At 48.0% G+C, this 19,935-nt stretch carries 16 protein-coding genes; 5 read left to right on the top strand and 11 right to left on the bottom strand.

From position 1 onward, the window contains the following. The first annotated feature begins 69 nt into the window (after positions 1 to 69). Positions 70 to 963 (top strand): lysophospholipid acyltransferase family protein, encoded by an 894-nt coding sequence (locus VN379_RS19545; protein WP_325536932.1) that lies wholly within the window; start codon positions 70 to 72, stop codon positions 961 to 963. Positions 964 to 1,062: 99 nt separating this feature from the next. Here VN379_RS19545 and VN379_RS19550 read toward each other — a convergent pair whose 3' ends face one another. Together VN379_RS19550 and VN379_RS19555 are read right to left on the bottom strand one after the other, a co-directional pair. After that, entirely contained in the window at positions 1,063 to 1,896 is an 834-nt protein-coding gene (locus VN379_RS19550; RefSeq protein WP_325536934.1) for a DUF6385 domain-containing protein, read from the bottom strand. 159 nt (positions 1,897 to 2,055) lie between these two features. Further along, the gene (locus VN379_RS19555; RefSeq protein ID WP_325536936.1) at positions 2,056 to 2,907 is read right to left on the bottom strand and encodes a DUF6385 domain-containing protein; all 852 of its coding nucleotides are present in this window, start codon (positions 2,905 to 2,907) and stop codon (positions 2,056 to 2,058) included. Positions 2,908 to 3,086: 179 nt separating this feature from the next. On the opposite strand from VN379_RS19555, the gene VN379_RS19560 reads away from it, so the two are divergent. The 4 genes from VN379_RS19560 to VN379_RS19575 are packed head-to-tail and all read left to right on the top strand — an operon-like array spanning position 3,087 to position 9,799. Then, positions 3,087 to 5,057, top strand: a complete 1,971-nt coding sequence (locus VN379_RS19560; protein WP_325536938.1) for a glycosyltransferase — start codon at positions 3,087 to 3,089, stop codon at positions 5,055 to 5,057. Beyond that, positions 5,054 to 6,787 carry a tetratricopeptide repeat-containing glycosyltransferase family 2 protein gene (locus VN379_RS19565; protein ID WP_325536940.1) on the top strand — a complete coding sequence of 578 codons (1,734 nt, stop codon included), beginning with the start codon at positions 5,054 to 5,056 and terminating at the stop codon, positions 6,785 to 6,787. Before VN379_RS19560 ends, VN379_RS19565 begins: the two co-directional genes overlap by 4 nt. After that, positions 6,784 to 8,316, top strand: coding sequence for a glycosyltransferase family 2 protein (locus VN379_RS19570; RefSeq protein WP_325536942.1), 1,533 nt, complete (start codon positions 6,784 to 6,786; stop codon positions 8,314 to 8,316). The genes VN379_RS19565 and VN379_RS19570 overlap by 4 nt, the downstream gene beginning before the upstream one ends. Continuing rightward, on the top strand, positions 8,285 to 9,799 hold the full coding sequence (locus tag VN379_RS19575) for a glycosyltransferase (RefSeq protein WP_325536944.1): 1,515 nt from the start codon (positions 8,285 to 8,287) through the stop codon (positions 9,797 to 9,799). Before VN379_RS19570 ends, VN379_RS19575 begins: the two co-directional genes overlap by 32 nt. 203 nt (positions 9,800 to 10,002) lie before the next feature. On the opposite strand, the gene VN379_RS19580 is transcribed toward VN379_RS19575, so the two are convergent. From VN379_RS19580 to VN379_RS19620, 9 genes are all read right to left on the bottom strand, one after another. Continuing rightward, the gene (locus VN379_RS19580) at positions 10,003 to 11,256 is read right to left on the bottom strand and encodes a zinc-binding dehydrogenase (RefSeq protein WP_325536946.1); all 1,254 of its coding nucleotides are present in this window, start codon (positions 11,254 to 11,256) and stop codon (positions 10,003 to 10,005) included. An 11-nt stretch (positions 11,257 to 11,267) separates the two neighbouring features. Beyond that, entirely contained in the window at positions 11,268 to 12,989 is a 1,722-nt protein-coding gene (gene ptsP, locus VN379_RS19585) for a phosphoenolpyruvate--protein phosphotransferase (RefSeq protein ID WP_325536948.1), read from the bottom strand. A gap of 9 nt (positions 12,990 to 12,998) precedes the next feature. After that, the gene (locus VN379_RS19590; protein WP_325536950.1) at positions 12,999 to 13,268 is read right to left on the bottom strand and encodes an HPr family phosphocarrier protein; all 270 of its coding nucleotides are present in this window, start codon (positions 13,266 to 13,268) and stop codon (positions 12,999 to 13,001) included. 31 nt (positions 13,269 to 13,299) lie between these two features. Then, complete coding sequence (gene pfkB, locus VN379_RS19595; protein ID WP_325536952.1) at positions 13,300 to 14,262, bottom strand: 1-phosphofructokinase; 963 nt, start codon at positions 14,260 to 14,262, stop codon at positions 13,300 to 13,302. A 19-nt stretch (positions 14,263 to 14,281) separates the two neighbouring features. After that, positions 14,282 to 15,040 carry a DeoR/GlpR family DNA-binding transcription regulator gene (locus VN379_RS19600; protein WP_325536954.1) on the bottom strand — a complete coding sequence of 253 codons (759 nt, stop codon included), beginning with the start codon at positions 15,038 to 15,040 and terminating at the stop codon, positions 14,282 to 14,284. 50 nt (positions 15,041 to 15,090) lie between these two features. Next, positions 15,091 to 15,519 carry a PTS sugar transporter subunit IIA gene (locus tag VN379_RS19605; RefSeq protein WP_325536956.1) on the bottom strand — a complete coding sequence of 143 codons (429 nt, stop codon included), beginning with the start codon at positions 15,517 to 15,519 and terminating at the stop codon, positions 15,091 to 15,093. A gap of 142 nt (positions 15,520 to 15,661) precedes the next feature. Beyond that, on the bottom strand, positions 15,662 to 17,065 hold the full coding sequence (locus VN379_RS19610; RefSeq protein WP_325536958.1) for a PTS mannitol transporter subunit IICB: 1,404 nt from the start codon (positions 17,063 to 17,065) through the stop codon (positions 15,662 to 15,664). Positions 17,066 to 17,346: 281 nt separating this feature from the next. After that, complete coding sequence (gene nudC, locus VN379_RS19615; protein WP_325537001.1) at positions 17,347 to 18,192, bottom strand: NAD(+) diphosphatase; 846 nt, start codon at positions 18,190 to 18,192, stop codon at positions 17,347 to 17,349. Then, the gene (locus VN379_RS19620; protein ID WP_325536960.1) at positions 18,185 to 19,921 is read right to left on the bottom strand and encodes an amidohydrolase; all 1,737 of its coding nucleotides are present in this window, start codon (positions 19,919 to 19,921) and stop codon (positions 18,185 to 18,187) included. Before VN379_RS19620 ends, nudC begins: the two co-directional genes overlap by 8 nt. Positions 19,922 to 19,935 lie beyond the last annotated feature (14 nt).

The raw sequence follows: 19,935 nt of genomic DNA on the forward strand, positions 1-19,935 counted from the left end.
ACCCTATTTACATAATTTTAACCAAGTGCAGGACACTTCAGCATAACAATTTGAGAGGAGAGATTAAATATGTCAGGAAATTTACAGTATTACTTCTTAAAAATGCTTAGTCGATTTATTTGCTTTTTGCCATATCGCTTACTATGTTGGCTTGGCCGGAAACTGGGTATTATATTCTACTTGGTGGCCAAGCGACAGCGGCAACGGGGAATTACACAGGCTGCACAGAGCTTGGGGCTTGCCCATGCGGAAGCAAAGACCCTGATTCGCCGCCTGTTCCGTAATCTGGGCCAAATGGTTATGGAAGTGATGTATACACCCGCGTTAACCCCCACAAACATCCAACAATATGTATCGATTTCCGGCTCAGAACATCTGCAGGCAGCCTTACGCTTAGGGCATGGCGTAGTTTTACTTACTGCTCATATGGGTAACTGGGAATGGATGGCAGCAGCATTATCATATGCCGGCTTTCCTATAACAACAATAGCCAAACCTCAACCGAATCCGCAATATACCCGTATTTTAAATGAGTTCCGGACTATGGTTGGGCTTGAAGTGTTCAATCGGGGCACATCGGAAATGATCAAGGCCGCCCGGGCACTAAAAAAAGGCAAGGTATTAGGGTTTCTGGCTGACCAGGATGGCGGCACCGATGGTGTAATCTTTGAATTTTTAGGCAAACAAGCATCCTCGCCGGTGGGTCCGGCCTATTTTTCCAAAACATTTAGTGCTGTTATTGTGCCTGTCTTTACTTATCATCGACCTGACGGAGGACACCATGTGATAATAAACCCCCCTGTGGCTTACGAACGTTACTCTGATCCAATTCAGGAAATCTATCATAATACAAAACGAATGACCAGGATTATTGAAGATGCCATAAAAGCACATCCCGATGAATGGTTATGGTTTATGAAACGCTGGAATACCAAAATTCCCGCTTCGCACCAGTCACCATAATATCCAGGCTTATACCACATAGGGGTATCACAAAACGAAGTAGGCCTATCTGGCAGATAGGCCTACTTCGTTTTGCACAACAAAAAAACAGTTTTATGCCTAACTGCCTCTTACGCATATATCAAGAACAGTATGCTGATTATGCATGGTCGATTGAAAGGCCAGGCAGGCAAATCTGGCAATTACACCTGGAACCAAGGCTAGCATTGCTCCCGGGGTAATAACCTGAGGTGGTATGTCTGTCATCCAGTTTGTGCCATCAGGGCTCAGTTCAAGAGAAATACTGGCATTCTGCGTACCGCTATTAATGACATAATACGTGTAATTAAAACATTGAACAGTTAGATTTGCAGTGGTTTGAACCCTATTGCAGGTTGTGATTCTTTCATCCGAATCCAGCATTTGACCACAATTATCGCCAGGTAACGGCTCTAAAAATGTCACTTCTAAAAATGGCCAGCACCGCGAGTCAAAAGCTCTATTACTGCAAAAGCCTATTAAACCAGGCCTTTGTTGGTTTCTTACTTGTAAAAGCACCCCAAGATTTGCACTGACACCTATATACCAATCCACAATAAGGGATGTAATGTCAAAAGTTAAAAAGCAGCCATTCACATTACTAACATCTGCGCTGGCAGTTGGCATATTCTCAAACAGGATAGTTTTTCTTTTACACCATGGCGAAAGTATCTGGTGAGCATCAATGATCTGCTCCGCTTGGGGGCAGGTATTCTCAAACACAAAGACATTGAGGGTACCACTCAGGATAGTCAGAAAAGGCGGTAAAGCCGTAATATCGAATTCAATAAGCGATTGAAATCCCCGTTTCGTACGCCCGACCACCAAACTTCCCTTGCTTAACCGGCAACGCGAGTGTCTGCCATTAATCGTAGTTATATTTTTAACAGGAGGCTTAATGATTTTCACCCCCATCTACTCCTCCCCCCTTTTTATCCAAATTTAAATATATGTTAAACATGCCACAACATAATAGACCTACGCATATTTATTTTCTATTATGTAGCAATTTGCCTCCAAACATTGTTGGAGACAAATTAAATAAAACATGTTACTTGATAGAAGGAATTATGGTTACGACGATTGTCCCTGGAAGAAGATAGTTAGATCGACAGCACTGGCAGCATTAACAGCAGCGTAGTAAACCCTGGCATATTTAAGGAAAATACCTGATACTAACCCGGTAGCGGTATTGGGACTGAGGGTGACTGCCGCACTATCACTGAACCAGACTACCCCGTCAGGACTAAGCTGTAACTGAGCAGTAGCCTGAGCATTGGGGTCAGATGTAGCTTCATTAACCAAACCGAACGAATAGGTTGCTACACCCAGTACTCTATAAGTCTCAGACGGTGAGCCGGCTATGTCAATAAGGCCGGTCTTTGCTTCTGTTACATCAGTGGTCGATAAAGTGGAAACGACAGCTAAGCCATCGCTCGTGATTAATAATCCACCGGTTGGTGGTGTTACACTAAGACCGGTAGATGGGGCTGTGACAATCAGGCCGTTGGCTGGACCGGTTACACTCAAGCCTTCTGCCGACGCGGTAACCAAGAGACCGTTTGTTGGTGCGGTCACACTAAGTCCGGACGCCGGGGCTGTAACAATCAGGCCATTGGCTGGACCGGTTACGCTCAATCCCTCTGCCGACGCGGTAACTAAGAGACCGTTTGTTGGTGCGGTCACACTGAGGCCGGACGCCGGGGCTGTAACAATCAGGCCATTGGCTGGACCGGTTACGCTCAATCCCTCTGCCGACGCGGTAACTAAGAGGCCGTTTGTTGGTGCAGTAATACTAAAACCACCGACTGGAGCCGTTACCGACAGATAGCCTCCATTCTCTGTTACTAGCGCAGCATTTTCCGATCCATAAATCTTTATTCGCGCCTGGTCGGCGACGTCCTGGATAATCTTAAAATTTGGCATTTCATGAGTCGCTCCCTTCTTATTTATTAGGTCTTGTAGATTTCTCTACTCTTCCTATACTATGTTGCGTTAAAAATTTATGTGCAGGCTTTTACATCTTTATGTAAAGTACATATCCTGAACGAACGCAGAATATCCCCCAGGCATATACTGATAATAAAATATAATGGGGTAATGCCATGAGTAATAAGATTAGCTTGTGTATGATCGTAAAAAATGAAGAGATTAACCTTGCGCGGTGTTTACAGAGTGTGGCCGGAGCAGTTGATGAAATAATTATTGTCGATACAGGATCATCAGATCAAACAATCCGGGTAGCCGAACAAGCCGGAGCCCAGGTAGTCTCACATATCTGGCAGGATGATTTCAGCGCAGCCCGCAATGTGTCTTTAGAATTGGCTACCGGTGACTGGATCCTTTTTCTGGATGCTGATGAGACCCTGGAGCCGGGTACCGCCCAAGGGTTACGGCAAGTGGCAGCAGCAGATAACGAGGGTTACTTTATAAAGATTATTAACCTGATCGGCATGGAAGGAAGTATTGAAACCTGTCCGGATTTGGTATTTCGAATGTTTCGCAATAAACCGGAGTATCGCTTCCGTGGAACCATCCATGAACAGATTGTCGATGTCATTTTAGAAAAAAACCGGCAGGCAACATTCCAGATCGCTGAGAATGTAGTCCTCCGGCATTACGGTTATTTAAACCAGCAGGTTATCGAAAAAGACAAAAAAAACAGAAACCTTTCTATTATTAAAAAGCAAATAGAAAGTGATCCAAATAACCACTCACTGCGTTATCACTACGGCGTAGAGCTGTACCGTATTGACAACTTCAGCGAAGCGGCGGAAGAACTGACCAAAGCAGCTAATAATACCGACCCGGGTACGATTTACTATCCTAAATTGCTGCGGTATATTGCACTGGCTCACTATAGTGCCCGGCAATATGACCGCGCCTTAGAGGCTATTGCCCTCGGTTTAGAGTTTTTTCCCAATTACGCAGATTTATATTATTATGGTGGATTAGTCCAGCTTGAACTAAAAAATTACGCCGGAGCCTATGAATGTTTCCAGAATGCGCTCGCAATGCCCGAACAGCCGGCCTACTATGCACCGTTCAATGGTAGTCGCGGCTTTCGGGCTTATTATCAGATTGCCCGGCTGGCAGAAGCATTTGGTAATGAGGAAGAGGCCCTGCGCTATTACATCCTAAGCCTGCAGGACAATGCGGGTTTTACCATAACCTTATCTGCCATTGTACGCATCTTAAACCCGCATAGTGATCCTGAATATACCAGACAGGCTATGGAAAAGCTTTGTGATTTCTGCACTCCTGATGCCAAACGCCTCATTGGTACAGTGTATTTTACCGAAGGAGCCTACCGGTTGGCCCTTGATTATTTTGAAAAAATTGATCCTGCCGCAATCGATGATTATACCAGTATGCTCAAAGCGATATGTCTGATCCAGCAGAAAAGAATACTGGAAGCCCTGCATTTATTAGATGCCATCCCCCTTAATCATCCCCAATACCCATTAGCAAGGATGAATGAGATCCTCTGCTTCTGGTTAAATAAGAACCGTACAAAAGTACGCAAACTATGTGAGGAATTCCTGGCAGTTGGCTTAACTGCCGATACCAGTGCAGTTGTTACAATGTTAAAGGATTCCTTGTATAAACGGGGCTCTGCGCCCTCCGCAGTTCTCGGGCCGGAGGGCATGGCCCTTGTGAAAGACATCATTCTGCGTGCACTCGATCTGCAAGAATTACAGCTTGCCGAAGGTTTGTTAGCCAAGGTTGCCACAATAACCCGAACAGAATATGCCCTGGACCTGGCCCGTATTTTTGCCCACTACAAATATTGGGATAACGCCAAGCTGTATACTGAGTTATATTTGCAGAAACAGCCGGATAATGCTGCTGCCTGGTGCCAGTTGGGGGAAATACTGCAACAAAGTAATCAAGCAGCAGAGGCTTGCCTTTGCTACCGGCGGGCATTGTCGCTGGCCCCTCAGCAGCCGCAGTATTATGTCAAATCAATCCGGCTGTATCAGGCAATGCGCCAGGAGCTGCTGGCCGAGGCTGTCCTGAGATATCCTGACATGCCTCTTTTTCGTGAATTGCTGGAGGAGGCTGCAAAACAATGACACTGCCGCGAATCTCTTTGGCGATGATCGTGTGCAATGAAGCCGCCCACCTCACCCAGTGTCTGGAAAGCATCAAAACTGCAGTTGATGAAATTGTCATTGTCGATACCGGCTCGACCGATATTACGGTGCAGCTTGCCCAACAATATACCCCAAAGGTATACTCCTACCAGTGGGGCAATGACTTCGCGGCAGCCCGTAATTATGCGATCGAGCAAACAACAGGTGATTGGATACTTTCGTTAGATGCTGATGAACAACTAACGATTACTGCCGAGGAGCTCCATTTATTAGTAAGCCACCCGGAATATACTGCTATTTGTCTGCCGCTTTATGCACAGAAGGCTTGCAATGAGTATTGTGAATATGACCGTTTCATGGTGCTGAGACTCTTCCGCAGGGATTGCCGCTTTACCAGCCCTGTCCATGAATATGTACCCATAGCTGACCCTAATACAGTGGGTTATACCTGTCATCCCATAATTTATCATGTGGTCGTGTCTGCTACTGAACGACACGCCCGCAGAGGACGGAATATCCGCCTGTTAAAGGCCGCACTGGCCAAAAACAGTACCGATCCCTGTTTGCATTATTACTTAGGCACAGAATGGCTGGGACTAAGCCGTACAGATCGTGCCATTACTGCCTTTCAAATAGCTTTGCGGCAATTTTCTACCGATCAGATCGTATTTCGCACACCGGCAATACGGCACCTCATTAACTGTTACAAGCAGTCTGCTAAACTTAATGAGGCACTCCGGCTGTGTTTAGAGGAAAGTGAAAGCTATCCTGAGTATTGTGACCTCTTCTTTGATGGCGCCGTGCTCTTTGAAATACAGGGTGAATATACACTTGCAATGAAATGGTTCCATGAGGCGATTCGTTTGGGCCCACCGCCATTGGCATTCTTCCATACCGAAGGAACCGATAGTTATCTGGCTTATTATCATCTTGGCTACTGTGCAGAAAAACTTGGTTTAGTAAAAGCGGCTCAGGGGTATTATGAACAGGCTTTGGCTGTCAGCCAAAATTACTATTACCCATTATACCCATTAGTCATATTAAAGCTGACCCAGCAGCCGGCCACCGAGGTATTGCAATTTCTCCATAAGCAGGATTACCTTGCGGTTGGCGAGGTTGCCGAAAAAATGGCAGAACTTTTCTGGACCGCCGGATTTCCGGATATCGGGGCCCAATGCCTGGCGAATAAGACTGCTCCTGATGCTCCCGGTTCAGAGCTATTAGTTACCTGCCAGTTGTATAGCGGCGAGATTACCGGTGCCCTGCAGTTAATTCAGCAAATGCGCCGGCAGGGACTAGAGCTGTCAACCACAGTAGCGGTGGATGAAATTGTCGCGCTTATGCTGCTAAGCCGTTTTGAAGAAGCACGCCAAGAACTTTGGGTCCTATGGCAAAATCCGGACAATCGCCATGCATTCCGGGCTGTATTTTGTCTTTACAAAAAACTATGTCATAATACCACCCTTCCTTTGAATAATCCCGGGGCAGTATCAATTTTGCTCGAAGTAAGTAACCGGTGCCTGCAGGCCCGTACAAAGGTTTTCGCTGCGCAACACCGTTTTGCTGCTGTAGTCACCGCAATTAAAGCTATCCTGGCCACAGAGGGGGAATCCTTCGCATTATTCATCGACAATCTGAGTGTAAAAGAGCAAGGTGTTAAACAAAGTCTGGACTATACCTTCTCCACCTTGCGCGGTTTATACCGATGAGTACAACCATTACAATCTCTTTATGTCTTATCACCAAAAATGAAGAACATTGCCTGACCCGTTGCCTGGAAAGCGTCCGCCACCTTGTGGATGAGATTATTATTGTTGATACAGGGTCAACAGATGCTACTGTCGATATTGCAACAGGGCATGGCGCCTTGGTATTTTATTTTCACTGGACAGACGATTTTGCAGCAGCCCGTAATTATGCGATCAGCAAAGCCCAGGGGCAATGGATTTTAGTATTGGATGCCGACGAGGTACTGGCGCCTTTATCCCGGCACGAGCTAATCAGTTATATGGCACAGTCACCGGCAGAGGGCTATTACTTCCGGATTATCAGTTATCTGGCAGACAGCAATAAAACGGTTACAGACTATGTGGTCCGTTTATTTAAAAATAAACCGGTGTATCGCTTTAGCGGATCGATCCATGAACAGGTTGCCGGCAGTATCCAAAGTCACAATTCAGATAATAAATTGATTCTTGCGCCCTATCCCATCTATCACTATGGCTACCTGGAACAGGAATTAGCAAAAAAACATAAATTTGAGCGGAATACAGCCATCATTCAAAAAGCCCTGCAGAAAAACCCCTTGGACCCTTTTTTGCACTATAGTCTGGCAGTTGAGTATTTACAGCGTAAAGACTTCGGCCAGGCCGGCTTATTGCTGGAGAAAACCCTTACCCTGCTCCATGGCGTAGAAGGCTATATCCCGCAGGTATTAACAGCACTATTAGTAACAAAACTGGCCGCACCTGACGAGCACTCTGAAACTTTATTTTGCAGAGCCTTACAGGCTCTGCCCGAGCAGGGTGACTTAGACTGTCTGTATGGGGTATGGCTTATGCAGCATAACCAGATTCCCGAGGCAATTGAGGTACTGGAGGCCGCATTGTCAAAGAAATTCGACCTGATAGCCCCGGGACAACTGCAATGTTGTTTGGGAGATGGTTACTTTCAGGCAGGCCTGATTGTCGAGGCTGCCGAGTGTTATCTGGCGGCCTTATCCGAAACAACGTTAGGCTTATATCCATTGACACGGTTATTGACCCTGTGGTGCAACAGGGATTATATCCAGCTATGCAAACCTGTCTTGAGCAGATTTACCCCCGGAACCACGCGGGACTTGTTACAGCGTGCCCAACATGCCGGCCAATCCGATCTGGCAATTGCAGTTATTCTATTAACAGTCTTTGAAAGCATTAATGCCAATGACCTCCCGCGAATTGTTTCTGCCTGCAGCACATATGTGCAGTATCTGGCAACAACATCTCCTCCTCAGTGGGTTTATCCTGAGGTATTCCCACTCCTGAAACAAGGCGGCGAACAACTGCTCCTCCAGAGCCGGTTGCTGGAATTGTCCGGTGGCCACGCCGCAAATGCACAGCAGGCATTACTCGCAGACACACTGCAAAATCTGCTGCTAATCTCAACAGTTGCTCAGCACAGCTACCCAACTGATCCATTAACATTCTGGGAGGGGGTATTTATCGGTGAAACGCGTTTTGATTGCCAGCCCAATTAAGCAAAAGCCTGCCATTTTGACCGAGTTCCTTGCTTGCCTGCAGGCGCTGGACAGGACGGGGCTTATACTAACATTCATCTTTATCGATGATCATGATTCCCCCAGTATTGCCCTGCAGCAATTTGCAGCAGCCAATCACGGTGTTACTGTCTTGCCAGGAACAGAGCGGTCCCAGACTTACCGCTGCAACGAGCAAACCCATTACTGGCAGGAGGATATTGTATGGAAGGTAGCAAAATACAAGGATTATTTCATCCAATTGGCCTGTGAGGAGCAATATGACTATCTGTTCCTCGTCGATTCGGACCTGGCGCTGCACCCAAAAACGATCACTCATCTTGTTAGTCTCGGCAAAGACCTTGTCTCTGAGGTTTACTGGACCCAGTGGGAGAAAGAATTAATCCCGCTGCCGCAAGTATGGCTGGGGGGGCAATATCGCCTGCATGAACCCGGGGCTGGCGAACCCTTAACTGAAGAAGAAACCGGCAAACGCCAGCGGGAGTTTATCCATAAGCTCCACTGCCCCGGAACCTTTAGAGTAGGTGGCCTGGGGGCCTGCACTTTACTCAGTAAAGAGGCACTGGCTGCAGGTGTTTCTTTCCGCCGCATCGACAATCTGGACTTAGTTGGCGAAGACCGGCATTTCTGTGTACGGGCCGCGGTACTGGGTCTCGAACTCTATGCTGACACGTATTATCCCCCCTACCATATGTACCGGGAATCGGAACTGCCCGGACTCCTGCTCCACAAAGAACACTATGACTATCAGGAAAGCAGGCCGTCGCCCCGCCTGACGCTTGCCATGTTAGTTCGCAACGAATCAGCCCGCTATCTGGAAAAGGTACTTACCCATGCGGCCAGTTATGCCGATCAGATAGTCATTCTCGATGATGCCAGCACCGACAATACTATCGAGGTTTGCCGGCATTGTCTTGCCAATACACCGCACCAGATTGTCGTAAACAGCGAGGCAGGGTTTCATAATGAGATTATGCTGCGCAAACAGCTATGGGATATGGCAGCAGCAACTAAGCCAGATTGGATACTGATTCTGGATGCGGACGAAACCTTTGAAGACAACATTATTCAGCTGATGCCATTTTTGCTGCGCAATCCCCAGGCAGACATCTATCATTTCCGCTTATATGATATGTGGAGCAAAACCCACTACCGGGAAGACAGCTACTGGCAGGCACACCTGCATTACCGGCCCTTCCTGGTGCGCTATCAGGCTGATTATGAATATAGCTGGCAAGAAACCCCGCAGCATTGCGGCCGTTTCCCCTTGAATCTTGCCCATCTGCGGGGGGTACCCTGCCAAACCCGGCTACAACACTGGGGTTGGTCCCGTCCTGTTGACCGCCTTGATAAATACTACCGTTACAAGCGGCTTGATCCGAATGCACTTTACGGCAACAAAGAACAATATCAGTCGATCCTTGACCCTAAGCCGAACCTGATTAAGTGGCAGGATTCCAACTAGGCTGCGCCGGTAAATCTGTCGCACAATTACAAAAAACCTCTTGCAGCAAAAAGTTACTGCAAGAGGTTTCCTATATACAACGCGTTAAAGTTTTTGCAGGCGGGTGGTGTGTTGGCAAAAGCGGAAGTCAAGCGCCAGCGGTGGAGCGTTGTCAACACACCACCCGCCTGCGCTGGCAAACTTCTTTACTGCGAAATATATAGTTACCAGTGTTTCAACAAATATTTTTCCGCTTCCGCGCTCCATAAGCCCTTGTACCGGCTTGTTATTTCAGCCAGTTTAGCGAAATGGGGATTGATTTCCCCTTTGGCGGCAAAATCCTCAATGGCGGTTAGTTCCATATCGATACCGGTATAGATCAGTTTTTTTCCGCCTGGCAGCTCAGGCAGGGTTAAGGTTGCCTTGGCCACACTGTCGATGCCGCCGATATGAGTGACCATAACAGCGGGATTAATCAGGTTCTTTTCGGTCAGCCGCAGCGATTCAATCATATCATTGGTATTGCCGCCGGTAGTGCCCATCACATGGGCAGCATTGTAATGAACATTATAATAGTTGAGCAACCCGGAAAAGGCCGTATCGGTCGGGCCGGCAAAAAAGTTCAGACAACCGTCCCGGCCCAGGATTTGATCAGCCTGCTCCACCACTGCTCTTACTGGTGCGTATACATGAACATCATCAAACCCGGTACCACCGGTAAGTTCTTTCAAATACTTGGGTATATCACCGATCCCGGTAGTATTGACAAACACAAGCTCAATACCGTCTTTTTTAACCTCTGCTGGTGAGAAAATTGTCTGAGCCCGCGCTATTTTCGCCTGATCAACATCTGTCACCACAATCATTCCCGGTCGCCGGTCACTGTGCAGTGCGTAGTCAATTGCGCCCAGTCCCATCGGTCCGGCCCCTGCCAGAATAGCCAGTTTCCCGCCTGGGACAATCCCCATCCGGTGGTCATAAGAACCCATGTCGGTATGGTAACTGGCATGGAAGGCGCCAATGATGCAGGACATAGGCTCTGCAAGCGAGGCATCATAATAGGCATCACCCTCGTATTTTAACAAACATCCCAGTTCCATTACCTCCTGCGGCAAAATGGCGTAGGTGGCCGCACCACCACAATAGCGGTAAGAGTAGCCTGGGGAATCCATACTGCCTTTGTAGTTTAAGGCCGGCTGCATGGCAAACTTCTCTCCCGGCATAAACTGCGCTTGCCATTTGGAACCTACTTCCACGATATTACCTGCCATTTCATGGCCGATAATAATCGGGTGTTCAGCAACATCTTTAGGCACCCGTTTATGATCCGGCCCGAGAACGGCCGCCTTATAACTGGACATGCAGATGCTGTCGGAAATGATCTGAACCAATATCTCATCTGCTTTTATTGCCGGCAAGTCGAAGCTTTCCAGACGCAAATCCTTTTTTCCATACAATCTTACAGCCCGTGTTTTCATTTTATCACCTCTTAAGAAAGCTTTTTATTATAAGATGTCAGCATGTCGCTTACTTCTGCCGCGGTTGCGCAGGCAAGCACTTTATTAACAAAACCGTCGCTGTCAATTTTCTCCCGCTCAAGTCCGGCCAATGCCTGGCGCATCTTCGGTAATAACCCCGGCGACATGCTCAATTCATCAATCCCCAGCCCGGCGAAGAAGGGAGCCAATACATGATCACCGCCCGCCTCGCCACAGATACCGGTCCAGATACCAGCCGACTGAGCTGCCTGTGCCACCTGGGCAATCATCCCCAGCACCGCCGGATGGTAGGCTTGATATAAATCGGCAACTTCACTATTCTCGCGGTCAACTGCCAATGAATACTGGATCAGGTCGTTAGTGCCAATACTAAAGAAATCAACCTCGTTGGCTAGTTTGGCGGCAAGCCAGACTACGGCGGGAACCTCGATCATCATTCCGACTTGTACAGAACCAACAGGCTGCCCCTGGCTGATGACAGCCTTTCTGGCATTTTCAAGATATTTTTTGGCTTGCCGCAGCTCTTCCATGTTCGATATCATGGGGAACATGACAGCAGTTGGCCCTGCCGCAGAGGCCCGCCAGATGGCCCGCAGCTGAGTTTCAAAAAGTTCCGGTCTTTTAAAACATAACCTTAAAGCCCGAACCCCCAAAAACGGATTCTTCTCTTTAGGCAGGTCTAAAGCCGGAGCCCTTTTATCACCGCCAATATCCAGCGTCCTTATTACGGTTGTATAGGGGGTGCAGGCGGTAATCACCGCACTGTAGGCTGTTACCTGCTCTTCTTCAGTAGGAAGAGTTTCGCCCATAAATAAAAATTCGGTACGGTACAGGCCTACCCCCTGTGCTTTGAAACGGTGCACCAAAGCAACGTCAGACGGGTTGCCAATATTAGCAGCTAATGTCATGTTGGCATAAGCCGGTGCTGCATCTGCCGCCACTTGTTCGGCCGACGGCATTCCCACAGCGCCTGGCAGTACATCAATTTCGGTAGAGTCAAGCGCACCAATCCACCCCTGATCACCGTCAAGCTCGAGTGCCTTAAACCCGATCAATTCTTCCCAGCCGTTATTTACACCAACAACCGCCGGGATACCGTAGGTGCGGGCCAGAATGGCAGCATGTGATGTTTTGCCGCCGTTCCGGACAATAAAGGCTGCCACACGCTCTTTAGGCAAAGAGATGGTTTGGGCCGGCGTTAGTTCATCAGCCATAACAATCCAGTTGCCTGTTGGTGGAAATTGGCTCAAACCGGAACTATTGCCGCCTAAATGCAGCAGCAATTGCTGCGAAACATCCTTGATATCAACAACCCGCTCCCGGAAATAGCTATCCTCCAAAGCACTTAACATCGCCACAGCTTCAGCGGTTACCTGATTTACCGCCTGCTCTGCCGTTAAGAGATTGTTTTCAATTCGCAGCGCCATTTCGCCAGTAAAGGCCGGGTCGCTCAACAGCAGCCGGTGGGCGGCAAAAATCTGCGCCAACTCTTCCCCTTTTTCGGCTTTGACCTGTTCTTCAAACTGCAGGAGCGCTTGATCGGTAATCACAATGGCTTTTTGCAGACGTTCAAGCTGGCTTTTGCTGTCGCTATCACCCAGGTCAGCTGCTGACTGATCTGCAGTTGACCCGGCGACTGTCCGGAGCAGCCAGGTTCTACCTAAGACATAACCTGATGACGCGCCAATTCCCTGCCATCTTTTTTTATCCATAGCTTTTACCTACTCTCCCTTTTCCGCCAAATCGGCGATCAGCTTTGCTAACTCGCCGGACGCGGCCGCTTCATCAGAACCGTCTATAGTCACCTCGACACTGCTGCCTGCCGACAATCCGAGTGAAAGAATAGCTAACAGGCTTTTACCATCTACTTCACGGTTGGCTTTTTTGAGCCGGATGCTGCTCTGATACCGGCTGGCTGTCTGGACCCATAACGTAGCAGGCCGTGCATGCAACCCGCTTTTATTATTAATTACGAATTCGCGTACAATCATTTTCTACACCTGCCTCATGTATTGATAGTATTTAAAAAGCCGCTGCCCCACTGCTAACATGGACCTGCGTCAATAATTTTTTCACTTCTTTGACCGGACCTGCCTGCGTACCGGGTTGAACAACAGAGGCGGTGGCCGCAGCCGTTCCCAGACGGGCACAATCGGCGAGCGACAAGCCCTGAGTTTTGCCGACAACAAACCCGGCAACCATCGCGTCTCCGGCACCAACCGTACTATTGGCAACAACAGCCGGCGGCGTAACGCGCAGCATTCCTTCTTTTCCGGCCACGATCGCTCCTCTGGCGCCCAAGGTCACAATGACCTCATGAATACCACCGGCCAGCAAATCGGCAATAGCAGCCCTGATTTCGCTCTCTTTTTCCAGAGGCCGGCCAATTAATTGGCCAAGTTCCTCTAAATTGGGCTTAATCGCATAGGGTACCGCCTTAATGCCCTCACGCAGGGCCGGTCCGCTGCTATCAAGAAACACCCGGGCACCTTGTTGCTGCAATAGTGCAATCAATCGCCCATAGCTATTATCAGGCACGCCTTGCGGCAGACTACCGGCAATAACAAACCATTGATGCTCCTGGGCCAGCCGCTGTATAACCGTTTCCAAACCTGACAAGTCCTGACCGGTACAATTTAATCCCGGAAAATTAATCTCAGTTACCCGGCCACTTTGATCGTCAACGATTTTAATGTTGACCCTGGCGGCACCGGCAACCTCAACAAAGAAATTGGTAATGGTTTGTTTTTGAAAGTACTCAAAGAATCTCTTACTGTTGTCCTGCCCCAGAAAGCCGGTAACACAAACCGGGTGACCCAGGGCCCGGACTACCTTAGCCACATTTATGCCTTTACCGCCTGGATCAATACGCTGCTCATTGACACGATTGACCTCTCCCACCTGAAATTGTGGTATATATACGGTCTGATCCAGTGCCGGATTCAGCGTAATTGTTACAATCTGCTGCTGTCCATTATTATTCATAGCCGGTCACCTCCCGCTATTATATCGGTTGTGTCATAACTTTAACCAACTCGCCAAGTTGTTGCCTGTCGGCATCATTAATGCCTTTGTCGGTAATTAATAAATCAAGCTCTTCAAGGCCGCAAACCCGGCACAGGCTTCGCTGTCCAATCTTGGAATGATCAGCTACCAGAATCTTTTCTTTGCCGGCGTGGAGCATATACCTTTTGGTCTCTGCCTCTGTCAGATTGGGAGTAGTGATCCCAAATTCAACATCAATACCGTTAGTTGCTAAAAATACCTTGTCAAAATACATCTTCCGCAACGCGTCATTCGTCAGGTACCCGACTAAAGCCCGCGTATTCTTTCGTAGTGTCCCGCCCAGCAATACTGTCTCAACACCGGTATCATCACTAAAAACCTGCGCAATATCCATACTGTTGGTAGCAACAGTAATTTTTTTAGAACGCAATAAGTGCGCAATCTCCAGTGTAGTTGTGCCTGAATCAAGGAGTACGGTCTCACCGTCGCCGACCAGGCTGGCAGCTAAGGCAGCAATCTGCTGCTTTTCTGTAAAAAAGCGAATTCCCTTTTCCTGAAAACTCAGTTCAAAACCAGTCTGTACCGAAATGGCGCCCCCGTGTGTCCGTTGGATGAGTCCGTTGTCCTCCAGTTCTTGCAAATCCCGGCGCACTGTAGATTCCGACACGCTGAAACGTTGGCTTAAACTGGTTACCGTTACCGGATTCCCTATTTTAACAAGTTGTAAGATCTCTTTTTTCCGCTCTTCGGCAAACATAATATCCTCCAGTCACACTTTATCCCCTGTACAAACCAAAGTAAAATGTATTAGATATTTTCGTCAAGATAGGTGAATAATTCCTCTTCGCTCCTGGCGGCCATGAGTTTTTCCTTTTGCCTGTCATCCATGAGAATGGTAGCCAACCCACCCAGCAGGGCTACATGATCGTCATTATTGCCTGCAATACCAAAGGCCAGATACACCTTTTTGCCGTCAATCCAGTCGATGCCCTGAGGTAACTTTACTACAGCGATGGCTGCTTTATTTACCAGGCTGCGGCTCTCCTCAGTCCCATGGGGAATAGCAATCCCCTCGGTTATATAGGTGCCGATATCCTGTTCACGTTTATGCATGGCTGCAATATAATCAGGCTGAACTGCCCCGGCCTGAACAAGCTGACGGCCTAAGAATTCAACAATTTCGTCCCGGCTATGAAAATCGGCCTTTATAAATACCAGGTTACGGTCAAAGCGCATGCTAATCGCACTCCTTAACTATCAATATAGGGAAAAAACAAACTCGCGCCGCTGAACAAGACGATGAAATAAACAAGTCCAGTCCGGCGGCGCGCTATCACCAGAACAATGCATTAAATCTTCTGTTATGCAGGCAGCAGCCTTAACACTGCTTAATTACTTCATCATAAACCGGGGTATTAATAAAATCTTGTACCCCGTACACCCTTGTTCCCGGTGCTGCTGCCTTTTTGGCACTTTCGATTAAGCCCATCGCGGTTAATACAATATCAGCATCCTGGGGAATCTGATTGACCGGACTATGAACAACCTCGATATCTTTTTTCCCGGCCTGGATAAGTTTTTTCTTAAGCACTGCGACGGCCATGACTGACGATCCCATACCGGCCTCGCAGGCAAATACAATCTTTTTCACCAGACCGGCCTCTTTAGTTGCCAGCGTTTGGCTGTTAGCAGCCTGCTCCTCCACCTTCGCCGGCTTTAAGGTTTTAACCATTTGTTGCGCACTTGCAAAATCCCCGCCACTCTGTTCGTCAACATTGCCACTATAGGCACGGACAAACGGACTGGAGACCAGGAACGATACAACAGTTCCTACTGTAACACCGGCCAGAACCCCGAAAAGCCCGCCTTTAGGTGTCATAGCAAGCAGGGCGAAGATGCTTCCCGGGGAGGGCGTAGCAACTAATCCGGCATTAAACAACAGGAAGGTTAAATCCGCCGCCATGCCACCGGCAATAACCCCGAGAATACACAGGGGATTCATCAATATATACGGGAAATAGATTTCATGAATACCGCCAAGAAAATGAATAATGATAGCACCTGGGGCGGACTGTTTTCCCATGCCTTTGCCAAACACCCAATAAGCCAATAACAGTCCCAGACCAGGCCCGGGGTTGGCTTCCAGCAAGAAGAAGATCGACTTGCCAAATTCTTTGACCTCCGCAATGCCAATTGGTGAGAATACCCCGTGATTAATAGCATTGTTCAGGAATAAGACCTTACCAGGCTCAACCAGTAAGGCTAAGAGCGGCAACAGCTTAGCTTCGGCAATAGCCTTAGCTGCATTGCCAAGGAATGAGGCAATACCTCCAACCACCGGACCGATAATATTATAGGCCAGCAGAACCAGGATCATGCCGAGGATGCCTGCCGAGAAATTATTGACCAGCATCTCAAACCCTGTTGGAATCTTGTTTTCAATCATCTCATCAAATTTCTTTATAACCCAGCCGCCAAATGGCCCCATAACCATAGCACCCATAAACATGGGAATGTTGCTGCCAACAATAACGCCCATGGTGGCGGTAGCGCCAATTACCCCGCCCCGTATGCCGTATACGAGACGACCGCCGGTAAAGCCAATGAGCATTGGCAACAGATATTGAATCATCGGCCCGACAAGTTTGGCAAAATATTCGTCAGGAACCCAGCCTGTGGGGATAAAGAAAGCGGTAATCAACCCCCAGCAAATAATCGCTGAAATATTGGGTATAACCATACCAGCCAGAAAACCACCGAATTTTTGCAGACTCTCTCTCATGTTCTCCCTCCTTAATATTTGATCTCATTCACATTGATGATTATCTCGTTGATCGCTCACCTCTCATTTCTAATCGTTTTTGACTAATTTGCAAAATTAATCTAATATTTTTTGCTCATTTATTGTTATTTATGCTCATTATAAATCCACATTCTTTCATTGTCAATACAATTAAGAAAATACAGTTATCTTCTGCCACATATTGGCTGCTGCTTCATTTATTAACCAATCCAGATAAAAAAACACAATCTGCAGCATAAGCACAGATTGCGTTTAGTCCATTAACACTTGTCTTTTTGTTTAAATAGCGCGGACTCAATCAAGCGGCCCGCAATCGTATTGTTATTTGGCCGTGGCGGCAGCTTGTCGCCGCTATACCAATCAGCCGCGTCGATCTCGTCACCATCGACAATAATTTCCCCACTTTCATATTCGGCTATAAACCCAACCATTAAGGAGTCGGGAAAAGGCCAGGGCTGGCTGCCAAAATATGTTATATTGCTGACCCTTATGCTAACCTCCTCCATGACCTCTCTTGCCACACACTCCTCAAAAGTCTCTCCCGGCTCTACAAAACCGGCAATTACGCTATACCAACTACGCCTAAAGTTTCTATTATGTGCCAGCAGGATGCGGTCGTCTCGCATAACGGCAACGATAATTGCCGGTGAAATGCGGGGGTAATATACAGCCTCGCAGCTCGGACACACCTTGGCCAGCTCACCTTGTTTTAGTTGGGTCATCGCACCGCATCTGCCGCAGAATCTACTCATCCGGTTCCAGTTTACTATTTGAGAAGCTCTGCCTGCCAGCAAAAATAAATCTTCTTCTACCTGATCCAACAAGGCTCTTAAGTCCTTAAAAACCATACCTGCCGGAACAGCGCCAGGATCATCGATCTCCATACAATAACAGGGCCGACCGTCCAGTTCTCCGAGATATTGCCGATTGCTCAATGACTGTTCTATTGTACTAACCTCTTTACTGGTGGGTATGGCCGGCTGCGTCAACTCATCTTTAATGAGTATCTGGGTTGATCTGAAAATAAACATCCAAGCTGTCTCAGCAGCAGCCTTAGGAGGGATAACAGCCGGGATATATCTTTTATATATGCCATTATCAGCCATAAAACCCACTTGTCTTGTGCTCCTGGGCAGATTCCAGGCTATTATAAACCAGCTTGCCGGCAAAGAAGGTCATCATTACCTTCACTTTATCAATATCAACAGGATTTATCGCCAGCAGGTTGTGATCAAGCACGGCAAGATCGGCCTGCCTGCCTGCCTCAATCGAACCTGTCTGATGATCCATAAACAAAGCGTATGCGCCGTTGCGGGTGAAGCTCTTAATCATATCTGCAATGCTAACCCGCTCGGCTTTATTTAACAAATACCGTTCATCGTCCATATCGGTTATGTCCGCCACGCCATAGACACGGCCATCATAAATATTGCGGGTAACACCGGTTTCAATCGCAAACAGCGGGTTGGGTACAGGCGTAATCGAGTAGTCGGATGAAGAAATTATGGTGATACCCTGGGCGACAAAAGCTTGTAGCGGATATTCGTACTTAGCCCTTTCCCCTAACAGCCGGTAATCAACATTGTGCCACCAGTTTGGTCCTTTGAAATGCCAATAAGGCTGAACACTGGCAATGACCTTTAATTCTTTGAACCGGGGTATATCCGCTTGATCAACAAGCTGGAGATGGGTAATAGTATTGCGAAAATCACCCGGTGAATTTATTTGCTGAGCTGTTTCCAAAGCGTCGAGAACCTTCCGCGTGGCTGCATCGCCGATCGAATGAACGTGAATCTGCAAACCGCGCTGATTGGCCCCGGCGAATGCCTGACCAAGCATGCCCACATCCCATAATAATTCACCATAATAATCAGGGCCTTTTCCGGTCTCCAGGGTATAGGGCTCTAACAAGTAACCTGTGCCCCCCTCAACAACACCATCTGCAAAAAACTTCGCCGTCGTTATCCGGAAATTAGGCGAATGATACTCTGTCTGCAGAGTGTCAATTGCTTCAAACTGACTAAGCAAATTATCCTGAGGCTGAATCATGATGGCCCCCCGGACATGGAGCGCCAGCTCCCCCTGCTGTGCCAAATGGTTTAGAGCTTGCAGGATTAGGGGGGTAAACCGGCCCAGAATAGCCAGAATACCGGTAATACCAAAGCTGTGCATCTTGCTTTGAAATGCGCCCATGGCCTGTACGTATTGCTCCAGGGTGTACTGGGGTTGCATAACCAGCGATATGGCGCTTTCCTTCACCGTACCCCACAACTCACCGGTGACAGTATCCTTTTCGATTATGCCGCCCTCAGGCGCCTCGGTGTCGCCGGTTATACCGCTAACCGCTAATGCCCGGGAGTTGACCCACCAGCTGTGCCCGTCCATAGCCCGTAGTATGACCGGGATATCGGGCGCCACAGCATCCAGGTACTCCTTCCGCGGTCCTTTGTTTACATCATCGCCTTCAAATGCACTCCATAACCATCCCTGACCAAAAACAGCTTTACTATCGGGATGCTGGTTAATAAAGTCTTTTACCGCCGCAAGGTAGCCTGCCAGGGTGTTAATTCCGAATAACTGCACCTCATACAATTCGGTAAGGGCAATTCCGGGCGGGTGAATGTGGCTGTCAATCATTCCCGGGATGACCATCTTCCCTTGCAGGTCAATTTGTTGCGTGTCTTTATCAACATAACCGGCTATTTGCTCATTATTGCCAACAAAGAGTATTTTATCTCCCTTGACAGCGACTGCCTGATAAACGTTATCCTGTGCATCGGCAGTGTATACTACGCCATTGACCATTACAATATCGGCAAAAGGTCCCTTTGTCATTTTATTCACCTGCC

Source organism: Sporomusa sp. (assembly GCF_035561255.1).
Taxonomy (GTDB): domain Bacteria; phylum Bacillota; class Negativicutes; order Sporomusales; family Sporomusaceae; genus Sporomusa.